The 21,908-nt window shown below is 71.8% G+C and carries 19 protein-coding genes; 12 read left to right on the top strand and 7 right to left on the bottom strand.

Going from position 1 to position 21,908, the window contains the following annotated elements; translation table 11 throughout:
* Positions 1-102: 102 nt before the first annotated feature.
* The 3 genes from ACFKCF_RS23485 (at position 103) to ACFKCF_RS23495 (ending at position 5,130) form a co-directional block, all read left to right on the top strand.
* Positions 103-2,127: a hydantoinase/oxoprolinase family protein gene (locus ACFKCF_RS23485; RefSeq protein ID WP_394496655.1), complete on the top strand. Its 2,025-nt coding sequence runs from the start codon at positions 103-105 to the stop codon at positions 2,125-2,127.
* Entirely contained in the window at positions 2,124-3,752 is a 1,629-nt protein-coding gene (locus tag ACFKCF_RS23490; RefSeq protein ID WP_394496657.1) for a hydantoinase B/oxoprolinase family protein, read from the top strand. Before ACFKCF_RS23485 ends, ACFKCF_RS23490 begins: the two co-directional genes overlap by 4 nt.
* 151 nt (positions 3,753-3,903) lie before the next feature.
* On the top strand, positions 3,904-5,130 hold the full coding sequence (locus tag ACFKCF_RS23495) for a hypothetical protein (RefSeq protein ID WP_394496659.1): 1,227 nt from the start codon (positions 3,904-3,906) through the stop codon (positions 5,128-5,130).
* 33 nt (positions 5,131-5,163) lie between these two features.
* On the opposite strand, the gene ACFKCF_RS23500 is transcribed toward ACFKCF_RS23495, so the two are convergent.
* A complete protein-coding gene (locus ACFKCF_RS23500; protein ID WP_394496661.1) occupies positions 5,164-6,000 on the bottom strand; it encodes a metallophosphoesterase family protein in 837 nt (278 codons plus the stop codon).
* Between the two features lie 19 nt (positions 6,001-6,019).
* A complete protein-coding gene (locus ACFKCF_RS23505) occupies positions 6,020-6,361 on the bottom strand; it encodes a hypothetical protein (RefSeq protein WP_394496662.1) in 342 nt (113 codons plus the stop codon).
* Between the two features lie 80 nt (positions 6,362-6,441).
* Between ACFKCF_RS23505 and ACFKCF_RS23510 the strand changes: the two genes are divergently transcribed.
* Positions 6,442-7,062 carry a YigZ family protein gene (locus tag ACFKCF_RS23510; protein ID WP_394496663.1) on the top strand — a complete coding sequence of 207 codons (621 nt, stop codon included), beginning with the start codon at positions 6,442-6,444 and terminating at the stop codon, positions 7,060-7,062.
* A 13-nt stretch (positions 7,063-7,075) separates the two neighbouring features.
* On the opposite strand, the gene ACFKCF_RS23515 is transcribed toward ACFKCF_RS23510, so the two are convergent.
* Positions 7,076-8,305 (bottom strand): isochorismate synthase MenF, encoded by a 1,230-nt coding sequence (locus tag ACFKCF_RS23515; RefSeq protein WP_394496665.1) that lies wholly within the window; start codon positions 8,303-8,305, stop codon positions 7,076-7,078.
* A 217-nt stretch (positions 8,306-8,522) separates the two neighbouring features.
* Here ACFKCF_RS23515 and ACFKCF_RS23520 point away from each other — a divergent pair, with 217 nt between their 5' ends.
* A complete protein-coding gene (locus ACFKCF_RS23520) occupies positions 8,523-9,356 on the top strand; it encodes a GDSL-type esterase/lipase family protein (protein WP_394496667.1) in 834 nt (277 codons plus the stop codon).
* 45 nt (positions 9,357-9,401) lie between these two features.
* Here ACFKCF_RS23520 and ACFKCF_RS23525 read toward each other — a convergent pair whose 3' ends face one another.
* Positions 9,402-10,115 (bottom strand): HNH endonuclease family protein, encoded by a 714-nt coding sequence (locus ACFKCF_RS23525; RefSeq protein ID WP_394496668.1) that lies wholly within the window; start codon positions 10,113-10,115, stop codon positions 9,402-9,404.
* 72 nt (positions 10,116-10,187) lie between these two features.
* Here ACFKCF_RS23525 and crcB (ACFKCF_RS23530) point away from each other — a divergent pair, with 72 nt between their 5' ends.
* The 6 genes from crcB (ACFKCF_RS23530) (at position 10,188) to ACFKCF_RS23555 (ending at position 18,002) form a co-directional block, all read left to right on the top strand.
* Entirely contained in the window at positions 10,188-10,649 is a 462-nt protein-coding gene (gene crcB / locus ACFKCF_RS23530) for a fluoride efflux transporter CrcB (protein WP_394496670.1), read from the top strand.
* Complete coding sequence (crcB, locus tag ACFKCF_RS23535; protein ID WP_394496672.1) at positions 10,646-11,002, top strand: fluoride efflux transporter CrcB; 357 nt, start codon at positions 10,646-10,648, stop codon at positions 11,000-11,002. Before crcB (ACFKCF_RS23530) ends, crcB (ACFKCF_RS23535) begins: the two co-directional genes overlap by 4 nt.
* Positions 11,003-11,138: 136 nt before the next feature.
* Positions 11,139-12,989: a GTP-binding protein gene (locus ACFKCF_RS23540; protein ID WP_394496674.1), complete on the top strand. Its 1,851-nt coding sequence runs from the start codon at positions 11,139-11,141 to the stop codon at positions 12,987-12,989.
* An 86-nt stretch (positions 12,990-13,075) separates the two neighbouring features.
* Positions 13,076-13,201, top strand: coding sequence for a hypothetical protein (locus tag ACFKCF_RS23545; protein ID WP_394496676.1), 126 nt, complete (start codon positions 13,076-13,078; stop codon positions 13,199-13,201).
* Positions 13,202-13,381: 180 nt separating this feature from the next.
* A complete protein-coding gene (locus ACFKCF_RS23550) occupies positions 13,382-16,486 on the top strand; it encodes a PDZ domain-containing protein (RefSeq protein WP_394496677.1) in 3,105 nt (1,034 codons plus the stop codon).
* Between the two features lie 157 nt (positions 16,487-16,643).
* Positions 16,644-18,002: a glycosyltransferase family 4 protein gene (locus ACFKCF_RS23555; RefSeq protein ID WP_394496679.1), complete on the top strand. Its 1,359-nt coding sequence runs from the start codon at positions 16,644-16,646 to the stop codon at positions 18,000-18,002.
* A gap of 113 nt (positions 18,003-18,115) precedes the next feature.
* Here ACFKCF_RS23555 and ACFKCF_RS23560 read toward each other — a convergent pair whose 3' ends face one another.
* The 3 genes from ACFKCF_RS23560 to wrbA form a co-directional block, all read right to left on the bottom strand.
* Positions 18,116-19,036 (bottom strand): S1C family serine protease, encoded by a 921-nt coding sequence (locus ACFKCF_RS23560; RefSeq protein WP_394496680.1) that lies wholly within the window; start codon positions 19,034-19,036, stop codon positions 18,116-18,118.
* A 169-nt stretch (positions 19,037-19,205) separates the two neighbouring features.
* Positions 19,206-20,621 (bottom strand): MFS transporter, encoded by a 1,416-nt coding sequence (locus ACFKCF_RS23565; protein WP_394496682.1) that lies wholly within the window; start codon positions 20,619-20,621, stop codon positions 19,206-19,208.
* A 9-nt stretch (positions 20,622-20,630) separates the two neighbouring features.
* Positions 20,631-21,296, bottom strand: coding sequence for an NAD(P)H:quinone oxidoreductase (gene wrbA / locus ACFKCF_RS23570; protein ID WP_394496684.1), 666 nt, complete (start codon positions 21,294-21,296; stop codon positions 20,631-20,633).
* 78 nt (positions 21,297-21,374) lie between these two features.
* Here wrbA and ACFKCF_RS23575 point away from each other — a divergent pair, with 78 nt between their 5' ends.
* Positions 21,375-21,842 carry a MarR family winged helix-turn-helix transcriptional regulator gene (locus ACFKCF_RS23575; protein ID WP_394496686.1) on the top strand — a complete coding sequence of 156 codons (468 nt, stop codon included), beginning with the start codon at positions 21,375-21,377 and terminating at the stop codon, positions 21,840-21,842.
* The last annotated feature ends 66 nt before the right edge of the window (positions 21,843-21,908 follow it).

Consider the following 21,908-nt stretch of genomic DNA (forward strand, 5'->3'; position numbering starts at 1 on the left):
CGGAGCGCCTTCCCGTCGCCCGGGCGGGATGCACTGGCAGGGGCCTGCTCCTGTGCGGGCCGCACATGCGGGCGGCGCCCCCGTCGGCGTACGGTGCAGCGCATGAGCTATCGCGTCGCCATGGACATCGGCGGCACCTTCACCGACGTCGTCTGCTACGACGAACGCAGCGGTACGGTCACCGCCTCGAAGGCGCCCACCACTCCGGGAGACCTGGCCGAGGGGGTGTTCGCCGCGCTGGGCCGGGTCGTCGACGATCCGGCCGAGATCTCGTTCTTCGTGCACGGCACCACGCAGGGGCTCAACGCGCTGCTGGAGCGCAAGGGCGCCCGGGTGCTGCTGCTGGCCGGTCAGGGCGGCAGGGACGTCTACCAGATCGCCAGGGGCAACCGCGACCGCATGTTCGACCTGCGCTACCGCAAACCCGCGCCGCTGGTCCCGCGCCAGGACGTCATGGAGGCCGGCGGCCGGCTCGACTATCTGGGACGCGAACTCGTGCCGCTCGACGAGGAGTCGGTGCGGGCGGCGGGGCGGCGCGCGCGGGAGGAGGGGTTCGACGCGGTGGCCGTGTGCCTGCTGTTCTCCTACGCGAACCCGGCGCACGAGCTGCGGGCCGGCGAGATCCTGCGCGAGGAGCTGGGCGACGACGTGCTCGTCGTGCTCTCCCATGAGGTGGCGCGGGAGTGGCGCGAGTACGAGCGGACCTCGTCGGCGGTGCTGGAGGCGTACACCGGGCCCGTGGTGCGCCGCTACCTGGCCAGGATCGAGCGGCGCTTCGCCGAGCGGGGCCTGGCGGTGCCGGTGCACGTGATGCAGTCGTCGGGAGGGCTGGTGAACGCCTCGTACGCGATGCGCAGGCCGTTGCAGACGCTGCTGTCCGGGCCGGTGGGCGGCACGATGGGCGGGGTGGCCGCGGCCCGGTTCATGGACAGGGCGAACGCGATCTGCATCGACATGGGCGGGACGTCGTTCGACGTGTCGCTCGTGGTGAACGGGCGGCCCGACGTCAGCGCCGAGGCCCGCATCGAGGGCTACCCGGTGCTCATGCCCATCGTGAACCTGCACACGATCGGCGCGGGCGGCGGCTCGATCGCCTACGCCGAGGCGGGCGCGCTGCGGGTCGGGCCCGAGTCGGCCGGGGCCGTGCCCGGGCCGGCCTGCTACGGCAGGGGCGGCACGCGGGCCACGGTGACCGACGCGAACGTGGCGCTCGGCCGGGTGGACCCGTCCTGGTTCGCGGGCGGCCTGATGACGCTGGACGTGGAGGCGGCCGGCACGGCGGTCGCCACGCTGGCCGACGAGTTGGACATGGACCCGCTGCTGCTGGCCGAGGGCATCTGCGACGTGGCCAACGCCAAGATGGCGCAGGCGATCCGCACGCTGACCGTGGAGCACGGGATCGAGCCGCGGGAGTTCGCGCTGGTGGCGTTCGGGGGCGCGGGGGCGATGCACGCCGTGTTCATCGCGCGTGAGCTGGGGATCTCCGAGGTGGTGGTGCCGCGCTTCCCGGGAGCGTTCTCGGCGTGGGGGATGCTGGAGGCCGACGTACGCCGGGATCTGACGCATCCGTACTTCCGGTCGCAGGACACGCTCGACGGCCCCGACATGTCCCAAAATTTCGTGACCTTGGAGGAAGAGGCCCTGGCGGCGCTCTCCGCCCAGGGCGTTCCCGGCGAGCGGCGCCGGGTCGAGCACGCCGTGGACATGCGCTACGAGGGCCAGGACTACACGCTGACCATCCCGCTGCGCGACGCGGCCGAGCCCGCCGAGCCCGGATTCCTCGAGACGATCGCGGCCCGCTACGCCGAGGCGCACACCGGCCGCTACGGGCACGCCACCCCGGAGGCGCCGGTGGAGTTCGTCATGCTGCGCAGCACCGGGCTCGGCTCGTTCCCGCGCACCGCCGCCGCCGGGCAGGAGGCCCCCGAGGAGCGGGCGGCGTACGTACGGGATGTGATCTTCGACGGGGCCGTGCACAGCACCCCGGTGCTGCGGCGCTCCAGCCTCGACGGCGAGCTGGCCGGGCCCGCGATCGTGGTCGAGGAGACCGCGACGACGGTCATCCCGCCCGGCTGCGTGGCCACTGTGGACCCCAACGGCTTTCTCATCGTGAAGGTGAACCTTTGATCGACCCCGTCACCACGGAGATCATCCGCTGCGCGCTGCTGCAGGCGGCCGAGGACATGAACACCACCCTCATCCGCAGCTCCTACACCCCCGTCATCTACGAGGCCAAGGACTGCGCGGTCGCGCTGCTCGACCGCGACCACAACGTGCTGGGCCAGTCGTCCGGGCTGCCGATCTTCCTGGGCAACCTGGAGGTGTGCACCCGCGAGACCGAGCGCCTGTACGGGCGGGAGGTCTGGCAGGAGGGCGACGTGTGGGTGCTCAACGACTCCTACATCGGCGGCACCCACCTCAACGACGTCACGGTCTACGGGCCGATCTTCGTGGACGGGGAGCTGGCCGGATTCGCGGCGTCGCGGGCGCACTGGCTGGACGTCGGCTCCAAGGACCCGGGCGGCTCCATGGACTCCACGTCGATCTTCCAGGAGGGCCTGCGGATGGGCCCGGTCAAGGTGTACGCGGGCGGGGCGCCCTGCCGCGACCTGCACGAGGTGATCGCCCGCAACGTACGCTTCCCGCACGCCACGCTCGGCGACCTGCGCGCCCAGGTGAGCTGCGCCATGACGGGGCAGCGGCGGCTGAAGGAGATCGTGTCCCGGTGGGGCCTGGACACGGTGCTGGCCGCCCGCGACGAGATCTTCGCCCAGACCGAGCGCATGGAACGCGCGGCCATCGCGGCCATCCCCGACGGCGTCTACGAGGCCGCCGGCTTCCTGGACAACGACGGCATCGACCTCGGCACCCCGCTGCCGGTCAGCGTCACGGTCGCGGTGTCGGGCGAGTCGATGCACGTCGACCTGACCGACTGCGCCGACCAGGCGCTCGGCCCGGTCAACTGCGGCGCGGCCCAGGCCGTGGCCGCCGTCCGCGTCGGCTACAAGCTGCTGGTCTCGGGCGACGTGCCGCTGAACGGCGGCTCGTTCCGCCCGCTGTCGGTCGAGACCCGGCCCGGCTCCATGCTGGCCGCCGAGTCGCCCGCCGCCTGCCAGTACTACTACTCGCACCTGGGGCTGCTCATCGACCTGGTGGTCAGGGCGCTGGCGCCGGTGCTGCCGGACAAGGCGGCCGCGGCCTCGTACGGGGACTCGATGATCGTGCAGTTCACCGGCACGGACCCGCGTACCGGCAAGCTGTACGTCTCCCAGGAGGCCACGGTCGGCGGCTGGGGCGCCTGGGACGGCGGCGACGGCGAGACCTGCCTGATCAACAACGTCAACGGCGCGCTGCGGGACATGCCCATCGAGGTGCTGGAGACGCTGTTCCCGGTCCGGGTGCGCCGCTACGAGATCCGCCCCGGCACCGGCGGGGCCGGTCAGTGGCGGGGCGGGAACGGGGTGGTGCGCGAGTACGAGTTCTGCGGGGAGACCTCGCTGTCGCTCTGGTTCGAGCGCTCGGTCACCCCGGCCTGGGGCCTGGCGGGCGGCGAGCCGGGCGCGCCGCCGCGCGTCACCCTCAACCCGGGCACCCCGGACGCCCGCGAGATGCTCAAGGTGAACGCGTTGCCGGTCACGGCGGGGGACGTGCTGCGCTGCGAGTCGGGTGGTGGCGGCGGCTACGGCCCCGCCGACCGCCGCTCCCACGCGGCCACGGCCACCGACCTGGCCCAGGGCCTGATCACCCGCTGAGCCGGTCACCCGTCGTACCGGCGCTTAGTGTTTGCGGTTTTCGGTTTGCGAAAACGACAGCCAGCGGACGCCGGTTCGGTGACAATGATCGTCACGGGACAAACGGGGCTGCAGTGGCTCAAGCGCCACTGTTCTGACAAGGGGAACTACATTGCGTCATTTACCTATTCGCCTGCTCGCCGGCGGTGCCGCGCTCGCCGCGGCCGCAGCCGGGGCCGCCGTGCTCATGCCGGTGACGCCCGCCGAGGCCGCCAGGGTCGAGGCGACCTGTGCCAACACCGCCGACGACGCCAAGACGCTGCAGGCCGCGATCGACTCCTCCAGTGAGGGCGACGAGATCGTCATCAAGGGGCCGTGCCTGATCAACGCCACGATCAGCCTGCCCGACCGGCGCACGTACCGCGGCGACGCCAAGGCCGGGGCGGTGCTCAAGCAGGCGGACGGCGCCAACCTGCCCGCGGTGCTCGCCTCCGAGGGCTGGGTGAAGAACACCGACACGAGCGGCGAGACGGTCCGCGTCGAGCGGCTCACGATCGACGGCAACCGCGACAACAACAAGGGCACCGTGGGGCTGCTGCTGCGCTCCTGGAACACCCGCGTGTACGACGTCGACATCTACGGCACGCCGTCCGACGGCATCCGCATCAGCAACCCGTCGCAGAACGGCACGCTGCTCAAGAACACGATGGTCAACAGCGTCATCAGCGACGTCTACATCGAGGGCGCCGCCGAGGCCGGGCTGCGCGTCGTCGACCCGGGCAACTCCGTCACCGACTGGACGCTGCAGCGCTCCTGGATCGGCTTCAGCGGCACGAACGCCATCGAGAGCGACAACGCCGCCGGATGGACGTTCAGCGACCTGCACCTGTACGCGACGCCGAAGAACGCCATCGACGCCCACCGCTGCTTCGGCACCTCGATCGACAACAACTACATCGAGGACTTCGGCGCCGAGAGCACCGCGAAGCAGACGTACTACGGCATCCGCTGCGACCTGCAGGGCGACGCCAACACGACGATCACCGACAACCGGATCCACAAGTTCCTGCCGCCGCCGAACGCGCTGGCCGAGCTGCGCGAGGCCCGCCGGAAGGGCTCGCCGCCGCCGGAGCGCAAGTACGCCGCCACCGGCCCGCTGCCGGCCGACGTGACCTTCGTCTATCTCGCGCTGGACGCGGTCAACTACGGCGCCGGCCACGCGGCGATCACCGGCAACACCATCCTGGGCCACGGCACCAAGCAGGAGACCGGGATGCTGCTGAACAGGGGCGACGGTGACGGGAAGTCGATGTCCGTCGTCACCGCCGGCAACCTGATCGACGCCATCGGGGTGCCGCGCAAGGTCGGTTCCGGGGTGCGGCTGACCCGCGGCTGGTGAACCGGGGGCGCCTGCCCGCGCGGGCAGGCGCCTTCAGGTGACGATCACGTCGCGCAGCAGCCTGCGGCCGCCCGGCCTGCGCCGCCACTCCCTGGGGTAGCCGAGCGACACCTCCTCGAAGCGCACGCCGTCGTACCAGGTGACGCGGGGGATGTGGAGGTGACCGTAGATCATGGCGGCGGTCGGGTAGCGGGTGTGCCAGTCCCTGGTGGCCGTCGTGCCGCACCACTGGGCGAACTCCGGGTAGCGCAGGATGTCGGTCGGCTCGCGTACCAGGGGATAGTGGTTCACGAAGACCAGCGGCACGTCGTCCAGCCCGGCCAGCCGCCGCCGGGTCAGCTCCACCCGGGCCCGGCACCACGCCTCGCGGCTCGGGTACGGGTCGGGGTGCAGGAGATATTCGTCGGTGCAGACCACGCCGGTGCTGTGCGCGTACGCGAGCGCGCTCGCCTTGGTGCGGTGGCCCGCCGGCAGGAACGTGTAGTCGTAGAGCAGGAACAGGGGCACGATCCGGACCGGCCCGCCGGCCCCCTCCCACACCGGATAGTCGTCCTCCGGCGTCAGCACGCCCAGGTCGCGGCACATGGCGACGAGATGGTCGTAGCGGGCCGCACCGCGCAGCTCCGGCGGGTCTCCCGGCGGGGTCCACAGCTCGTGGTTGCCCGGCACCCAGACGACCCGCTCGAACCGCGCGGCCAGCAGGCCCAGCGCCCAGGCGATGTCCTCCAGCCGTTCGCCGACGTCGCCCGCGACCAGCAGCCAGTCGCCCTGGCCGGCCGGTTTCAGCTCCTCGACGATGGCCCGGTTGTCCTCGTAGCCGACGTGCAGATCGCTGACGGCCAGCAGCCTGCTCCCGCCTTCGCTGGGCAAGGGACGTCCCTCCTTCACGCTAGAGGACGGGGGCGTTGTCCCCGGTGACGATCATGCCACCCGTCATCCTGGGTAACATGGCCGCGACCTCGCGCGCCAGGTGCGGATCGGCACGGAACGCCTCCATGATGGCCGTTCTCAACGCCGCGCGGCTCGGCTCGTCGTCCGGCTTGGCGCTCGCCACCGTCTCGATCACCTGTCTGGACGCGGCGTCACCGCGGCCGAAGACGCGCTGCAGGATACGTGCGCCCCGGGCCACGGCCGTGTCGGCGGCCAGCTCGCGGGTCTTGGCCAGCACGCTCACGCCGTAGGCGTCGATCGCCGAGGAGACGAAGGGCATGAGGTCTTTCACAGTGTCCATGAGACCCTCCCGTCGGTCCTTGTGGAATGACGAGATGCTAACTTCCGGAGTGCGCCCGGCAAGGGCATAACCTGTCGAATGTGCCTGCGCCGTACCTGACCCTCACCTCCGTCGTCGAGCACGAGACGGAGGCGAAGCGCTCCCGGTTCATCTGCGCGCTGGCGCCCGCGCGCAGCGTCGCGGAGGCGGCCGCGTTCATCGGCGAGCGGCGGCAGAAGCATCCCGGCGCCACCCACAACTGCACCGCCTACGTCATCGGGCAGCGCGTCCAGAAGGGCGACGACGACGGGGAGCCGGGCGGCACGGCGGGCACGCCGATGGTGCAGGCCCTGGTGGGCAGGGGGTTCAGCGACGTGGTGGCGGTGGTGACCCGCTATTTCGGCGGCACCCTGCTGGGGGCGGGCGGGCTGGTGCGCGCCTACGGCTCCGCCGTGACCGAGACCCTCGACCGGGCCGAGCCGGTGCGGATGGTGCCGGCCAGGGTCGTGCGCGTCGCGGTGGCCCACGACCAGGCCGGGCGGGTGGAGAACGACCTGCGGGCCTCGCGCCACCCGGTGCGCGAGGTGACGTACGCGGGCGAGGTCACCTTCGCCGTCTCCGTGGGCGAGGACGAGGTGGCGCCGTTCGCGGACTGGGTGGCGACGCTGACGGCCGGGCGGGCGCGCGTGGACGTGGGCGAGGAGATCCACGTCCCTGCCTGATCACACTGGCTGATCATCCCTCCAGCGCGTACTGCATGACCCTGAACTTGGCCTGGGCCTCGGCCAGCTCCGCCGCCGGGTCGGAGTCGCCCATGATGCCGCCGCCCGCGAACAGGCGGGCCCGGCGGCCCTGCACGAGCCCCGAGCGCAGCGCGATGCCCCACTCGCCGTCGCCGTGGGCGTCGATCCACCCGACGGGTCCGGCGTAGCCGGCCCGGTCCATGCCCTCCAGCTCGCGGATGACCTTGATCGCGGTGGGGGTGGGGGTGCCGCCGACGGCGGCCGTCGGGTGCATGGCGGCGACCACGTCGAGGACGGAGGCCCCGTCGGCCAGCCGCCCGGTCACGTGGCTGGCCAGGTGCTGGACGTTGGGCAGCATCAGCAGCTCGGGCTCGTCCGGCGTCTCCAGCGAGGCGCAGAGCGGGGCCAGCGTCTGGCGGACCGAGGCGATGGCGCACTCGTGCTCGTGCCGGTCCTTCGGCGAGGCGAGCAGCGCGGCCCCGCGCGCGAGGTCGTCGGCCGCGCCGGTGCCGCGCGGGGTGGTGCCGGCCAGCACGAGCGACTCGATCTCCTGGCCCGTACGCCTGATCAGCAGCTCCGGCGTGGCCCCCACCAGCCCCGCGACGGAGAACGTGTAGCACTCGGGATAGCGCCGGGCCAGCCGGGTGAGCAGCAGGCGCACGTCGATGGGCCGCTCGGCGGTGGCGACCAGGTCGCGCGCCAGCACGACCTTCTCCAGCTCGCCCTCGCGGATGCGCTTGGCGGCGCTGGCCACGACGTGCTCCCACTCGGGGGCGCTCAGGCTGCCGTCGCCGTAGCTGATGCGGCCGGGGTCGCGGATGGGGGAGAACGTCTCCAGCGGAGCGTCGCCGATCGTGGTGAGCCAGGCGTGGCCGTCGCGGCGGGCCAGCACGGCGCGCGGGACGACGAGGACGGAGCCGTGGGCGTCCTCGTCGAAGGTGAAGCTGCCGAACGCGACCGGGCCGGAGCCGGGGGTGCGCACGGCGTCCTCGACGTGAGCGTCGCCGAACACCGTGGCCAGCCACTGGCGGGCCCAGGCGAATCGGCCCGGACCCGGGGGCACGGCCACCCGTGCGGCCTGTCCCCAGCCGACGAGGCCCTCGCCGTTCCTGACCCAGGCGTAGGGCGCGGTCCTGGGCAGGGATGCCAGCAGGTCGCCCGGGTCGCCGACAGGGGTGGTGCGAACCGGTAGCGGGCGGGTTGTTCCGAGCGCGACACTCACCCAAGACACTCTATGCGGGAACTGAACACGTTCGACTCAGACCCCCGTGAATGCGAGGTTACGGTCAACGAACCCGGATAAAACCAGACGTTGAGCTGCATTTACCCCATCCCGATCGGGTCCGGGCTGTCAAGCGGCGATATGAAGTCGGTCCTGAAATCACAGACGTGGCCCGAACGTCATGGTCGGCCGGTGATCCGCTTCCTACCTTGGGTCCATGATCGGTCGCCTGGGCTCAGTCCTCGCCGCAATGCTCCTCGTCTCCGCCACAGGTCCGGCGCAGGCCGCCGCGGCCCAGCCCGTCCCCGAGATCATGGCCGCGCTCGGTGACTCCATCTCCACCGGCTTCAACGCCTGCGGCTTCTACGTCTCCTGCACCCCGCGCTCGTGGTCCTCCGGCGACAACCGCCAGGTCAACAGCCACTACCTGCGCCTGGCGGCCATGGGTGGAACGCTCCAGAAGCACAATCTCACCTTCGCCGTCCCCGGGGCCACCAGCGCCGACCTGCTCGGCCAGGTGCGCAAGGCCGTCGAGGCCAAGGCCGACTACGTCACGATCCTGATCGGCGCCCAGGACGCGTGCGTGCGCACCGAGCAGGACATGACGCCCGTCGAGACGTACCGGCGGCGGATGGACGCGGCGCTGGCCGAGCTGCGGGCCGGCATGCCGGCGGCCCGGGTGTTCATCGCCGGCATCCCCGACCTGCTGCGGCTGTGGGAGGTGGGTAAGACCATCCCGCTCGCCCGCACGTTCTGGGCGGCCGGCCACATCTGCCAGAGCATGCTGGCCAAGCCCACCTCGACCAAACGTGCCGACGTCGAACGCCGCCAGCGGGTGCGGGCGCGGGTCATGGCCTACAACCGCGCGGCGGCCCAGGCGTGCGCCAGGTTCGGGCCCGGGTGCCACACCGACGGGGGCGCGGTGTTCTCCTACCCGTTCACGCTCGACCACGTCAGCAAGTGGGACTACTTCCACCCGAACATCGACGGGCAGCGGATCCTGGCCGAGCAGACGTTCGAGCACGGCTTCACCTGGGCCGACCCGCGCTAGCCCGCACTGCGAGCGGCCCGGTCAGCGGCCCGGTCAGCGGCCCGGTCAGCGGCACTGGGCCAGCATCGCCTTCTTGTCCGCCGGGGTGACGGGCACGTTGTACTTGAGCGCGACCTGCGCGAAGCGGGTGACGTACGCGCAGCGGACGCGCCGCTGCGGCGGTAACCAGCTCGCCGGGCCGGAGGCGTCCTTCTGCTCGTTGGCGTAGCCGGCCACGGGCAGCAGGTTCAGCGGGTCGTTGGCGAAGTCGAGCCGCTTGGACATCCGCCAGCGCGGCGCGCCCATGCGCCAGGCGTAGTTCAGCGGCACCACGTGGTCGACCTGCACTTCGTCCGGGTTGTCCTTGCGCCAGTGGATGGTCCTGCCGGTGTAGGGGTCGCTCAGCTCCATGGAGACGACCTCGCAGCTGGAGCCCGCCCGGTACTTCACGTTCCTGCCGTCGCGGGCCAGCAGGTCGTCGCGGGTGCGGCAGCCGTTGCGGGCGAACGGCACCCCGCTCGCGGTGTCGGCCCAGTTGTCGCCGTACCGGGTGCGCTCGTAGCCGGTGTTGGGGCCGAGCCCTTTGACGCGCACGCCTTTGATGAGGTCGCGTGCTCTGGCCTTGTCGGCGTTCGAGATGATGGGTGCCAGGCCGGGCCTGGTCCCGCGGGTGTTGCCCAGGGGGCTGGTGGCGGTGGCCGGAGAGGTCTTGGCGCCGCCGACGAAGGAAACGACGATGATGGCTCCCGCTAGAAGGGCGATGGCGTCCTTCGTGCTCAAGCAGGCCTCCGAACATCAAAGGTTGTCTAGAGAAATTCCCGGCATCCGATGTTTTGACACGGGGAGGGTTATGTGACTGATCGTCCGATCGACCCGGACGTCGATCTCCACATCCCGGCGCAGCGCGCTGAGCTGCACTGGCCGGTGCTCGCCGCGATCGCGGCCGGGGGTGCTCTCGGTGCGCTCGCGCGTTTCGGCCTGCAGTCGGCGCTGCCGTCCGGGCCGGCGGACTTCCCCTGGGCGACGTTCCTCGTCAACGTGTCCGGATGCCTGCTGATCGGCGTGCTCATGGTGGTGATCACGGAGGTGCGGCCGGCGCACCGCCTCGTGCGGCCGTTCCTGGGGGTGGGGGTGCTGGGCGGGTACACGACGTTCTCCACGTACGCGGTGGACATCCAGCGGGCGGTCGCGGCGGGGGCGCCGCTGACGGGGCTGGTCTACCTGGCGGTCACGCTGGTGGCGGCGCTGGCGGCCGTGGTGGCGGGCATGTGGCTGGCCAGGCGGATCGCCAGGATGCTGGCGGGCGTGCGATGACGGTGCTGCTCATCGTCCTCGGGGCGGCGCTCGGCGCGCCGCTGCGTTATCTCGCGGACCGGGCCGTGCAGGCGCGGCACGACACGGTGTTCCCTTGGGGGACGCTGACGGTGAACGTGTCCGGCTCGGCGCTGCTGGGCTTCCTGGCCGCGCTGCCCGCCGGCGGCGGGGTATGGGCGCTGGCGGGCATCGGGTTCTGCGGGGCGCTGACCACGTACTCCACGTTCGGGTACGAGACGGTGCGGCTGATGGAGGAGGGCGCGCGCTTCCACGCGGTGGCCAACGCGGCGGCCAGCGTGGTGGCCGGGCTGGGCGCGGCCTACTGCGGGGCGGCCCTGGCACAGGCCCTGTAAATGGTTCGCCGGTGTCCCTGCCGCGATGGCAGGATGGCCCGGCAACCGTCCGCCGACGATCAGGAGCATGAGATGCGGTGCCTCGGAATCTCCCAGCGCCCCATTGGCACGAGAGTTCCCGAGGACTTCCAGCACCGTGCACATCCTGAACATCGGCATCCTCGCGCACGTAGACGCGGGCAAGACCAGCCTCACTGAGCGGCTGCTGTTCGAGACCGGCGTCATCGACCGGCTCGGCAGCGTGGACGAGGGCAGCACGCAGACCGACTCCGGCGAGATCGAGCGCCGTCGCGGCATCACCATCCGCACGGCCGTCGCCTCCTTCACCCTGGGTGACCTGCGGGTCAACCTGGTCGACACCCCGGGGCACGCAGACTTCGTGGCCGAGGTGGAGCGCGCGCTCGGCGTGCTCGACGGCGCCGTGCTGGTGCTGTCGGCCGTCGAGGGCGTGCAGCCGCACACGCGGGTCCTGATGAAGACCCTGCGCAGGCTGCGCCTGCCCACGCTGATCTTCGTCAACAAGATCGACCGGGCCGGGGCCAGGGAGCGGGAGCTGCTGGCCGACATCCGGCGGCGGCTCTCGCCGTACTGCGTCGCCCTGAACACCGTGCGGCACCTCGGCTCCAAGGCGGCCGTCACCGCCGGCGTCGCCTCGCCCGAGGCGGCGGCCGAGGTGCTGGCCGAGCGGGACGACGGGCTGCTGGAGCTGCTCGTCGAGGGCAAGACGCCCGACTTCGGCCAGGTACGCTCGGCGCTGGCGCGGCAGTGCGCCGCCGGGCAGGCACATCCGGTGCTGTTCGGCTCGGCGCTGACCGGGCAGGGCGTCGGCGAGCTGCTCGACGCCGTCCACCTGCTGCCCGCCGTGACCCAGCCGGGCGGGGACCCGGAGGAGGCGGCACGGGCGACGGTGTTCGCGATCGAGCGCGCTCCCTCCGGGGAGAAGGCCGCCTACCTGCGGGTGCGCGCGGGCGCCCTGCGGGCGCGCGAGCACCTCACCTTCCACCGGGGGCGGCACGCCTACGACGGCAGGCTGACCGCGCTGGCCGTCGCGGGCTCGCCCGAGCGGCGGCACGCGGTGGCCGGGGACATCGTCAAGGTCTGGGGCGTGCCCGAGATCCGCGTCGGCGACCACCTGGGGCAGCCCGGGCCCGCGAACCAGGCCCACTTCACCCCGCCCAGCCTGGAGACCGTGGTACGGCCCCGCGTCCCCGGCCAGGAGCCGCGCCTGCACGCCGCGCTGCTCGTGCTGGCCGAGCAGGATCCGCTGATCGCCACCCGCACCCTGGCCGGCGGCGAGACCTCGGTCCTGCTGTACGGGGAGGTGCAGAAGGAGGTCATCGGCGAGACCCTGGCCAGGGACTTCGGCGTCGAGGCGCTCTTCGAGCCGAGCCGGCCCGTCTACTTCGAGCGCCCGTCGGGCACGGCGGAGGTCGTGGAGGAGATCCAGCGCGGCCGCAACGAGTTCATGGCCACCGTGGGCCTGCGCGTCGAGCCCGGTCCGAAGGGCTCCGGCGTCGGCTACCGGCTGGAGGTCGATCTCGGCTCGCTGCCGCTCGCCTTCCACCGGGCCATCGAGGAGAGCGTGCGCCAGGCCCTGGGCGACGGCCCGCACGGCTGGCCGGTCACCGACGTGCTCGTCACGGTGACCAGGACCGGCTACGCCTCGCCCGTCACGGTCGCGGCCGACTTCCGCGGCCGCGCCCCGATCGTGCTCATGCGGGCGCTGCGGCTGGCGGGCACCACCGTGTACGAGCCGTGCCACCGGTTCGAGCTGGAGGTGCCGCTGGAGACGTTCAGCGCGGTCACCTCCAGGCTCGCCGCGCTGGGCGGTGAGCTCCACGACACCGGCAGGCGTGACGACACCTGGGTGCTGGAGGGGGAGATCCCGGCGGCCGCGGTGCACGAGTTCGAGCGGCGGCTGCCGGGGCTGTCGCACGGAGAAGGCGTCTGGTGGTCGGCACCGGCCGGTGATCGGCCCGCTCGATAGGCGGAATGTCGGATTTCTGCGTTAGGTGGGTATTAAGTGGCACAGTGCACCATTCCGGTGCGCATGTCCGTACAGGGGGGAATCCCATGGCAGACACGAAGAAGAAACCCGCCGCCAAGTCCGGCAAGTCGAAGAAGCAGTCCATCAAGACCAGCAGGCAGGCCAAGGAGACGAAGCGGGAGACCCGCAAGTCGACCTCTGACGAGGAGTGATCCGGACAGGGCAGCGGTGGTCCGGCTGCCCCGGGCGATGGCCAGGCGGTCGCGGGGGGAGATTTCTGGCCGCCGGTCGGCACGGCCCGGCAGCTGTGGCGAATTGTCTGACCCGGGTGATGTGATCTGACAGCCGGGGGCGCGCGCCCCCGGCTGTCAGATCGACCAGGAGTGGCTCTCATGTCCGGCTACCTGCGCTTTCCCGCCGTCTTCCAGGACGTGGTCGTCTTCGCGGCCGAGGACGACCTGTGGATGGTCTCCGCCCGGGGCGGGCGGGCCTTCCGGCTGACCGCGGGGCTCGCCGAGGCGGGCTATCCGCGCATCTCGCCGCGCGGCGACCAGCTCGCCTTCGTCGGCAGCGAGGAGGGCCCGGAAGAGGTGTACGTCATGCCGTCCGACGGCGGCGCCGCCCGCCGGGTCACCTTCCACGGCGCGCGCTGCACGGTCACCGGCTGGGACCCCGAAGGCCGCATCCTGTACGCCAGCGACGCGGCCCAGCCGTTCGAGCACCGCAGCTGGCTGCACCGCGTCGCGCCCGGCGAGGTCCCGGAGCGGCTCCCGTACGGCCCGGCCAACTCCATCGCGTACGGGCCGGAAGGCATGATCGTGCTCGGCCGCAACACCGCCGACCCGGCGCGGTGGAAGCGCTACCGCGGCGGCACCGTCGGCGACCTGTGGATCGACCCGCGCGGCGACGGCGAGTTCCGGCGGCTGATCAGGCTGCCGGGAAACCTGGCCTCGCCCTGCTGGAGCGGCGGCCGGGTGTGCTTCATCTCCGACCACGAGGGCGTCGGCAACGTCTACTCGTGCACCCCCGACGGCCAGGACCTGCGCAAGCTCACCCACCACGACGACTACTACGCGCGCAACCTGTCGGGCGACGGCCACCGGCTGGTCTACCACGCGGGCGCCGACCTCTACCTGCTCGACCCCGGCGAGCCGGCGCGCAAGCTGGACGTGGTGCTGGCCAGCTCCAGGACGCAGCGCAACCGCAGGTTCGTCGACCCCGCCGACTACCTCGACGGCGCCACGCTCAGCCCCGACGGCAGCGCGCTGGCCGTCACCGCGCGCGGCAAGGCGTACGCGATGGCCGACTGGGAGGGGCCGGTGACCCAGCACGGCTCGCCCGACGGCGTCCGCTACCGGTTCCTGACCTGGCTCAACGACGGCACCCGGCTGATCGCGGCGGCCAGCGACGACCGCGACGAGGAGCGGCTGGTCGTCCTCGAAGGCCACGAGGGCGGCGGCGGCACGGAGGTGGCCAGGCTGGGGCGGATCACCGCGCTCGTCCCCGACCCGGTCCACGACCGGGTGGCCGTCGTCAACCACCGCCACGAGCTGCACCTGCTCGACCTGGCCACCGGGCGGCCGGTGCTGGTGGAGGCCAACCCGCACGGCTCGCCCGAAGATCCGGCCTGGTCGCACGACGGGCGGTGGCTGGCATACTCGAGCCCGCTCAACGCGCAGTCCAGCGCGATCAAGCTGCACCACCCCGAGACCGGGCGGACGCTGCAGGCCACGGAGCCGGTGCTGGAGGACTCGATGCCGGCGTTCGACCCGCAGGGCCGCTACCTCTACTTCATCGGCCAGCGCACCTTCTCGCCGGTCTACGACCAGCTCCAGCACGACCTGGGCTTCCCGCTGGGCACGCGCCCGTACGCGGTGGCGCTGCAGGCCGACGCGCCCGACCCGTTCGTCGCCGTGCGACGGCCCCTGGGGGAGGACGAGGAGGACGGCGACGAGCCGGAGCCGCTGCGGGTGGACGTCGACGGGCTGATCCGGCGGGTCACCCAGTTCCCGCTGCCCGAGGGCCGCTACGAGAAGGTGGCCGGGCTCAAGGGCAAGGCCCTGATCCTGACCAGCCCGCTCGAGGGCGAGAGCTCGCTGCACCTGTTCGACTTCGCGAAGGGCAAGAAGGTGCACTTCGCCGACGGCGTCACCGACTTCGAGCTGGGCCGCGACCACAAGACGCTGCTCTACCGCGCGGACTCCAGGCTGCGGGTGGTCAAGGCGAACGAGCCGCCCGAGGACGAGGAGGAGCCGGGGCGCGAGAGCGGGTGGATCGACCTGTCGCGGATCAAGGTGTCGGTCTGCCCGGAGGCGGAGTGGCGGCAGATGTTCCGGGAGGCGTGGCGGCTGCAGCTGGAGAACTTCTGGAGCGAGGACATGGCGGGCATCGACTGGCCGGCCGTCTACGACCGCTACCGGCCGCTGGTGGAGCGGGTCACGACCCGGGGCGAGTTCTCCGACCTGCTGTGGGAGCTGCACGGCGAGCTCGCCACGAGCCACGCCTTCGAGAGCGGCGGCGAATACCGTCCCGGGCCCGACTACACCCAGGGCAAGCTGGGCGTCGACTGGGACTACCGCGACGGCGTCTACCACATCCACTCCATCGTGACCGGTGACCCGTGGGATCCGGAGGCGACCTCGCCGCTGAACCGGCTCGGTGTCGACGTACGCACGGGCGACGCGGTCCTGGCCATCAACGGCGCGCCCATAGGCGCGGCCGCGACCCCGAACGAGCGCCTGGTCAACCAGGCCGGCGAGGAGGTCGAGCTGACGCTGCGGCGCGAGGATCAGGTGTGCACCGTCACCGTGCGCGCCATCTCCGACGAGCGGCCGGCCCGCTACCGCGACTGGGTCAACCTCAACCGCGCCGAGTGCCACCAGCGCTCCGGCGGCCGGGTGGGTTACCTGCACGTGCCCGACATGGGCCCTGACGGGTTCGGGGAGTTCCACCGCGGGCTCCTGGCCGAGTACGACCGGCAGGCGCTCATCGTGGACGTGCGCTTCAACGGCGGCGGTCACGTGTCGGCGCTGCTGCTGGAGAAGCTGGCCAGGCGGCGGCTCGGCTACGACTACCCGCGGTGGGGCGACCCGGAGCCCTACCCGCCGGAGTCGCCGCGCGGGCCGCTGGTGGCGATCACCAACGAGTGGGCGGGCTCCGACGGCGACATCTTCAGCCACACCTTCAAGGTGCTGAAGCTGGGGCCGCTGGTCGGCAAGCGCACCTGGGGCGGCGTCATCGGCATCTGGCCGCGCCACCAGCTCGCCGACGGCACGGTGACGACGCAGCCCGAATTCTCCTTCGCCTTCGACGACGTCGGCTGGCAGGTCGAGAACTACGGCACCGATCCCGACATCGAGGTCGACATCACTCCGCAGGACTATGCCAGAGGCGTGGACACGCAGCTCGAGCGGGCCATCGACGTCGCGCTGGAGCTGCTGGCCGAGCGTCCGCCGCACACTCCCGATCCCCGGCATCGGCCGCGCATGCAACCTTAGTGACGTTACAGGCGTCTAAGGATCATAGGTGGGGAAAGCGCATAGGGGATGAACACGTGCACTCCACTGAAGCGGGACAATAGGCCGGTGGCGAGATTCCTCGTCACCGGCCATGTGTGTTGAGACTTCTTCCGGGTGACAAAGGGGGATCTGTCAGGTGCGCGCATTGGCACGCAAGGGCAAGTCGGCGGTGCGCCGGCTGTATCGGGGGTACAACCGGCGCAAAATGCTTAACGCGCCACCGCCTTCGACGCGGCAGATCCGCATTCTGCTGCTGCACGCGTACGGGATGGGGGGCACGATCCGGACCGTGTTCAACCTGGCCAGCTACCTGGCCAAGGAGCACGACGTGGAGATCGTGAGCATCCTGAAGGAGGCCGAGGAGCCGTTCTTCCCCATCGACCCGCGGGTGAAGTTCCGTTTCCTCGACGACCGGATCAACCCCAGCGCCGACCCGCTGCGGGCGATGCTGTCGAAGATGCCGAGCCGGATCATCCCCAAGGAGGAGTCGGCCTACCACCGCTTCAACCTGTGGACCGACCTCAAGCTGGCCCGCTACATCCGCTCGCTCGACACCGGCGTGCTGATGGCCACCCGCCCCGGGCTCAACCTGGCGGTGGCCCAGTTAGCGCTGCCCAACGTCATCACGATCGGGCAGGAACACGTGGCGCTCCGCACCCAGGCCGAGCCGATGCAGGAGCTCATCAAGTGGCGCTACCGCCGCCTCGACGCCCTGGTCACGCTCACCAAGGCCGACCTGCGCGACTACCGTGAGACGCTACCGAAGAAGCCGAAGAAGCTGGCGCGCATCCCCAACGCCGTGCCGCCGATGACGGGCGGCATCTCCAAGCTGGACGCCAAGGTCGCCATCGCGGTCGGCCGGATGACCCGCATCAAGGGCTTCCACCGGCTCATCACCGCCTGGGAGACGGTCGCCGCCGCCCATCCCGACTGGACGCTGCGCATCTTCGGCGCGGGGCCGCAGGAGGAGAACCTCGCCCAGCAGATCGTGGAGGCGGGGCTGCAGGGCAAGGTCGAGCTGCCCGGGCCCACGTCCGACGTGGGGGCCGAGCTGGAGAAGGCGTCCGTCTTCGTGCTCAGCTCCCGTCATGAGGGCTTCCCCATGACGATCCTGGAGGCGATGGGCAAGGGGCTGGCGATCGTCAGCTTCAACAGCCCGCACGGGCCCAAGGAGATGATCACCGACGAGGTCGACGGGCTGCTGGTGAAGCCGCGGACCAACGCCAACCTGGCCGCCTCGATCATCCGGGTGATCGAGGACGAGCAGCTGAGGCGGGACCTGGCGGCGGGGGCGCTGGAGACGGCGCTCACGTACGACGTGGACGCGGTGGGGGAGAAGTGGGACGCCCTCCTCGCCGAACTCCTGGCCCGCCGCAACGGCACCTACGTCCGGCCCCAACGCCCACCCACCGAGCAGGCCGCCCCGGCGGCGGACGGATCATCGGCTGCCTCAGCCGACCTCCCCACGCCCCCGACCGGCCCGGCTCCCAGCTAGCCCGCTCCGGCCGGCCTCGACTCAGCGAGGCCGGCCGTCCGAGCCGGTGCCCGTCATCGGCTCGGACGCCGCGTCCGCGCGGTCGGTGCCTCCGGCCTCTTACGGTGGCGGGGTCAGACGCCGGAACCCGTGAGCTCCACCGGCTCCGCGATGACATCGACCAACGCGCCGTTGCGATGGACGGTGATCGGTAACGGCTGCCCGATGGCGTCGGCGAACATCAGCCGCTGCAGGCTCTGCGCGTCCCCCACCGGGTTGCGCCCCGCGCTCAACACCAGGTCGCCGGCGCGCAACCCGGCGCGCTGGGCGGGCGAGCCCGGCACCACCTCGACCACGCGCAGCGCCCCCGTCTGCCCGGTCCGCTGCCGCAGCGACTCGGGCAGCGGCGCCGGCGAGGTCACCAGCCCCAGGAACGCCCGCCGTACCCGCCCATCCCTGATCAGGGCGGCGATGATGGATCGGGTCGTGGCGTTCATGGGCACGGCGAGCCCGACTCCCACGCCGGCCACCGCCGTGTTGATCCCGACCACCCGCGCCTGCGAGTCGGCCAGCGCGCCGCCGGAGTTGCCCGGATTGAGCGCGGCGTCGGTCTGGATCACGTCCTCGATGAGCCGTACGGCCGAGCCGCTGCGCGCGGGCAACGACCGCCCGAGCCCCGACACCACCCCGGCCGTGACCGATCCGGCCAGTCCCAGCGGATTGCCCACGGCCACGACGAGCTGCCCGACGACCAGTTCGTCGCTGTCACCGAGCGTCGCCGGCGGTGGCGTGGCCGTCTGCGCCCTGATCACCGCCAGATCCGACAGCGGGTCCCGGCCCACCACGGTGAAGTCCCCCGAGCTCCCGTCGGCGAAGGCCACGCTGCCGGCCCGGGAGTTGCCGATCACGTGCGCGTTGGTCAGCAGGAACCCGTCGGCGGTGAACACCACCGCGGACCCGCTGCCCTGGCCGGCCCGCACGCTGGCCACCTTCGGCAGCAACTCGGCCGCCACGGACGAGACGACGCGCGAGTAAGCGTCGAGTGGATCCGCCATCGTGCACTCCTTTGCTTACAGGATTACACGTTAACTCCGCATCCGCCTACGCGCATTCCACCGCGTTCACGCCCCTGCCATGGCGCGCCCGTGACGCGCTGCCGGGTGGACGATGGGGGCCGGGGTGACCTGCCGACCAGGGCAGCCAGGCCCGCGGCGTCGCCGGCGGTCAGTCGTGCTCGTGCCGTGGCAGCAGCAAGCTGACTGCGGCGATGGCCAGGCCGAGCCCGGCCGCCATGAGGAAGACCAGGTCGTAGCCGGCGGCGAGGGCGTCGACCGGGGAACTCCCGGCCGCCTGCGACGCGGCGGCCGTCGCGAGCACCGCCAGCCCGATCGACCCTCCTACCTGGCTGGCGGTGTTGGCCAGGCCGCCCACGATGCCCGCCTCGCCTTCGGGAACGTCGGCGGTCGCCACGGCCATGAGGGTGGGGAAGGTCAGCCCGATGCCGACCGCGATGAGCAGTGTGGGACCGAGCACGCCCGTGAGATAGGCGCTGCCGGCGTGGCCCAGGGAGAGCCAGGCGAAACCGGCCACGAAGCCGGCGCTGCCGGCCAGCACCAGGGGCCGCGCACCCGTTCGGGGCAGCAGCGCCGCGGCCCATCGCGCGATCACCATGAACGTCACCGCCGCCGGTGTCTGCCCGAGCCCGGCTTGAAGCGCGCTGAAGCCGAGGACGTTCTGCAGGAACAGCGACGAGAAGTACCACATCGCGATGGCGATCCCCCCGAACAGCAGCAGCATGCCGTTACCGACGGCGACCCCCCTGATCTTGAACAGCCGCAGAGGCATCATCGGCCGGCCGGCGAAACGCGCCTCCACCACGGTGAAGGCGACGAGCAGGAGCAGACCCGCCACCACCGGCGCGACGACCGGCGCGGACGTCCAGTCATGATCGGCGCTCTGCATGACCCCGTAGATCAGCGCGGCCAGCCCCGCCGTCCCGGTGACCGCGCCGGTGAGGTCGAGCGGTCCCCGCCGGCCGGTTCGCGTTCCGGCCAGCGACATCATGGCCACGACGATCAGCACCGCGCCGATCGGCACGTTGATGAGGAAGACCCACCGCCACGAAAGGCCGGTCGTGATGGCGCCGCCCGCGACCGCGCCGACCATCCCGCCCACACCGCCCGAGGCGGACCACGCGCCGAACGCCCTGGCGCGCGCGTTCGGCTCGGTGAAGGAGGTGTTGATCACGGCCAGCGTCGCCGGGGCCATCATGGCTGCGCCGACGCCCTGCGCGACGCGGGCCGCCACCAGGACCTCCGGCGCGGTCGCCAGGCCGCCGGCCAGGCTCGAGACGGAGAACAGCAACAGCCCGGCGACCAGCATCCGGCGCGGCCCGAACAGGTCGGCGGCTCGGCCCCCCAGCAGCATGAACCCGGCGAAGGTGAGCAGATATCCGTTCACCACCCACGCCAGTCCGGTCGTGGTGAAACCGAGCTCCTCGCGGACCGAGGGCAGGGCGACGTTCACGATGGACGCATCCAGGATGACCATGAACTGGCAGGCGCACGCCAGCGCCAGGACCAGCCAGGGGAGGCCGGCGTACGGCCTGGCCCGCTGGGACTCACTTTTGGTACTTGTCATGACTTCTGCTCACATCGTTCGGGAGATCGTCGCGGCCACGCTTTCGCGTGCGGTGGCAGCGCCGGCGTGGCCGTCCCCCAGCAGCCGGATCGTGATCCGGGCCAGCCGCCGCCCCTGGTACCTGGCCGCTTCCAGCACCGCGGCGTCCGGGCCGTCCCCGGTCGGGCCGGTCACCAGCGACGTGCCGTAGGGGTTGCCGCCGGCGCCGTACACGACCGGGTCGGTGAACCCGGGCGGCACGATCAGCGCCCCCCAGTGGTAGAAGACGTTGCTCAGCGACAGGATCGTGGCCTCGTTGCCGCCGTGCCGGTTGAACGCCGAGGTGAAGGCCGTCACCGGCTTGTCGGCCAGCGCGCCCTCGCGCCACAGCCCGCCGGCCTGGTCGATGAACTGCTTGAGCTGCGCGGCCGGCGCCCCGAACCGGGTCGGTGTCCCGAACGCGAACGCATCGGCCCACGCCAGGTCCTCGACCGAGGCCTGGGCGATCGACGTGGCGGCGTCGGCGTGCCGGCGCCACCGCGGGTCCTGGTCGATCGCGCTGTCGGGTGCCGACTCGGCCACCCGCCGCAGCCGTACCTCCGCCCCGGTCGAGGCGGCGCCCTCGGTTACGGCCTGCGCGAGCGCGTGCACACTGCCTGTCGCGCTGTAGTAGATGACGGCGACCTTCACGGTCATGCCCGGCTCCTCGCTGTCATGTAGGATTAGTTATGCGGATAACTATTACGCGCATAACTAATCTGTCAAGGAGCACCCATGGACTTCGAGCAAGCCGACGCCCTCAACCAGGCCATCCGCCTGCTGAGCCTGCGCCACCGGGCCAGGGCCGCGGCGCTGCTCGCCCCGCTCGGCCTGCACCCGGGCCAGGAGGCGCTGCTGCTCGAGCTGGCCCGCACCGGCCCGCGAATCCAGGCGGAGCTCAGCGAGGCGCTCGGCTGCGAACCGCCCAGCGTCACCCTCATGACCCGCAAGCTCGAAGCGTCCGGCCACATCCGCCGCAAGCCCGCGCCTTCCGACAGGCGCGCCACCGTCGTCGAACTCACCGACAGCGGCCAAGCCCTGGCCGAGCAGATCAAGCGGCTATGGTGCGCCCTGGCGGAGGAGACCGTGACCGGCCTGCCCGCCGAGACGGTGGCCGAACTCCCCGGCATCCTCAACACCTTGACCGGCAACGTGGACACCAGAGCCCCCCGCCACGCATCCGGCCGCCGTCCCGGACGGTGACCGGCTCAGCACTGGCCGCGGGTTCGCCACCGCGGGCAGCGGACGCCGCATCGGCCGGAGTACCGG

It is taken from the genome of Nonomuraea sp. JJY05, from assembly GCF_043496855.1.
Taxonomy (GTDB): domain Bacteria; phylum Actinomycetota; class Actinomycetes; order Streptosporangiales; family Streptosporangiaceae; genus Nonomuraea.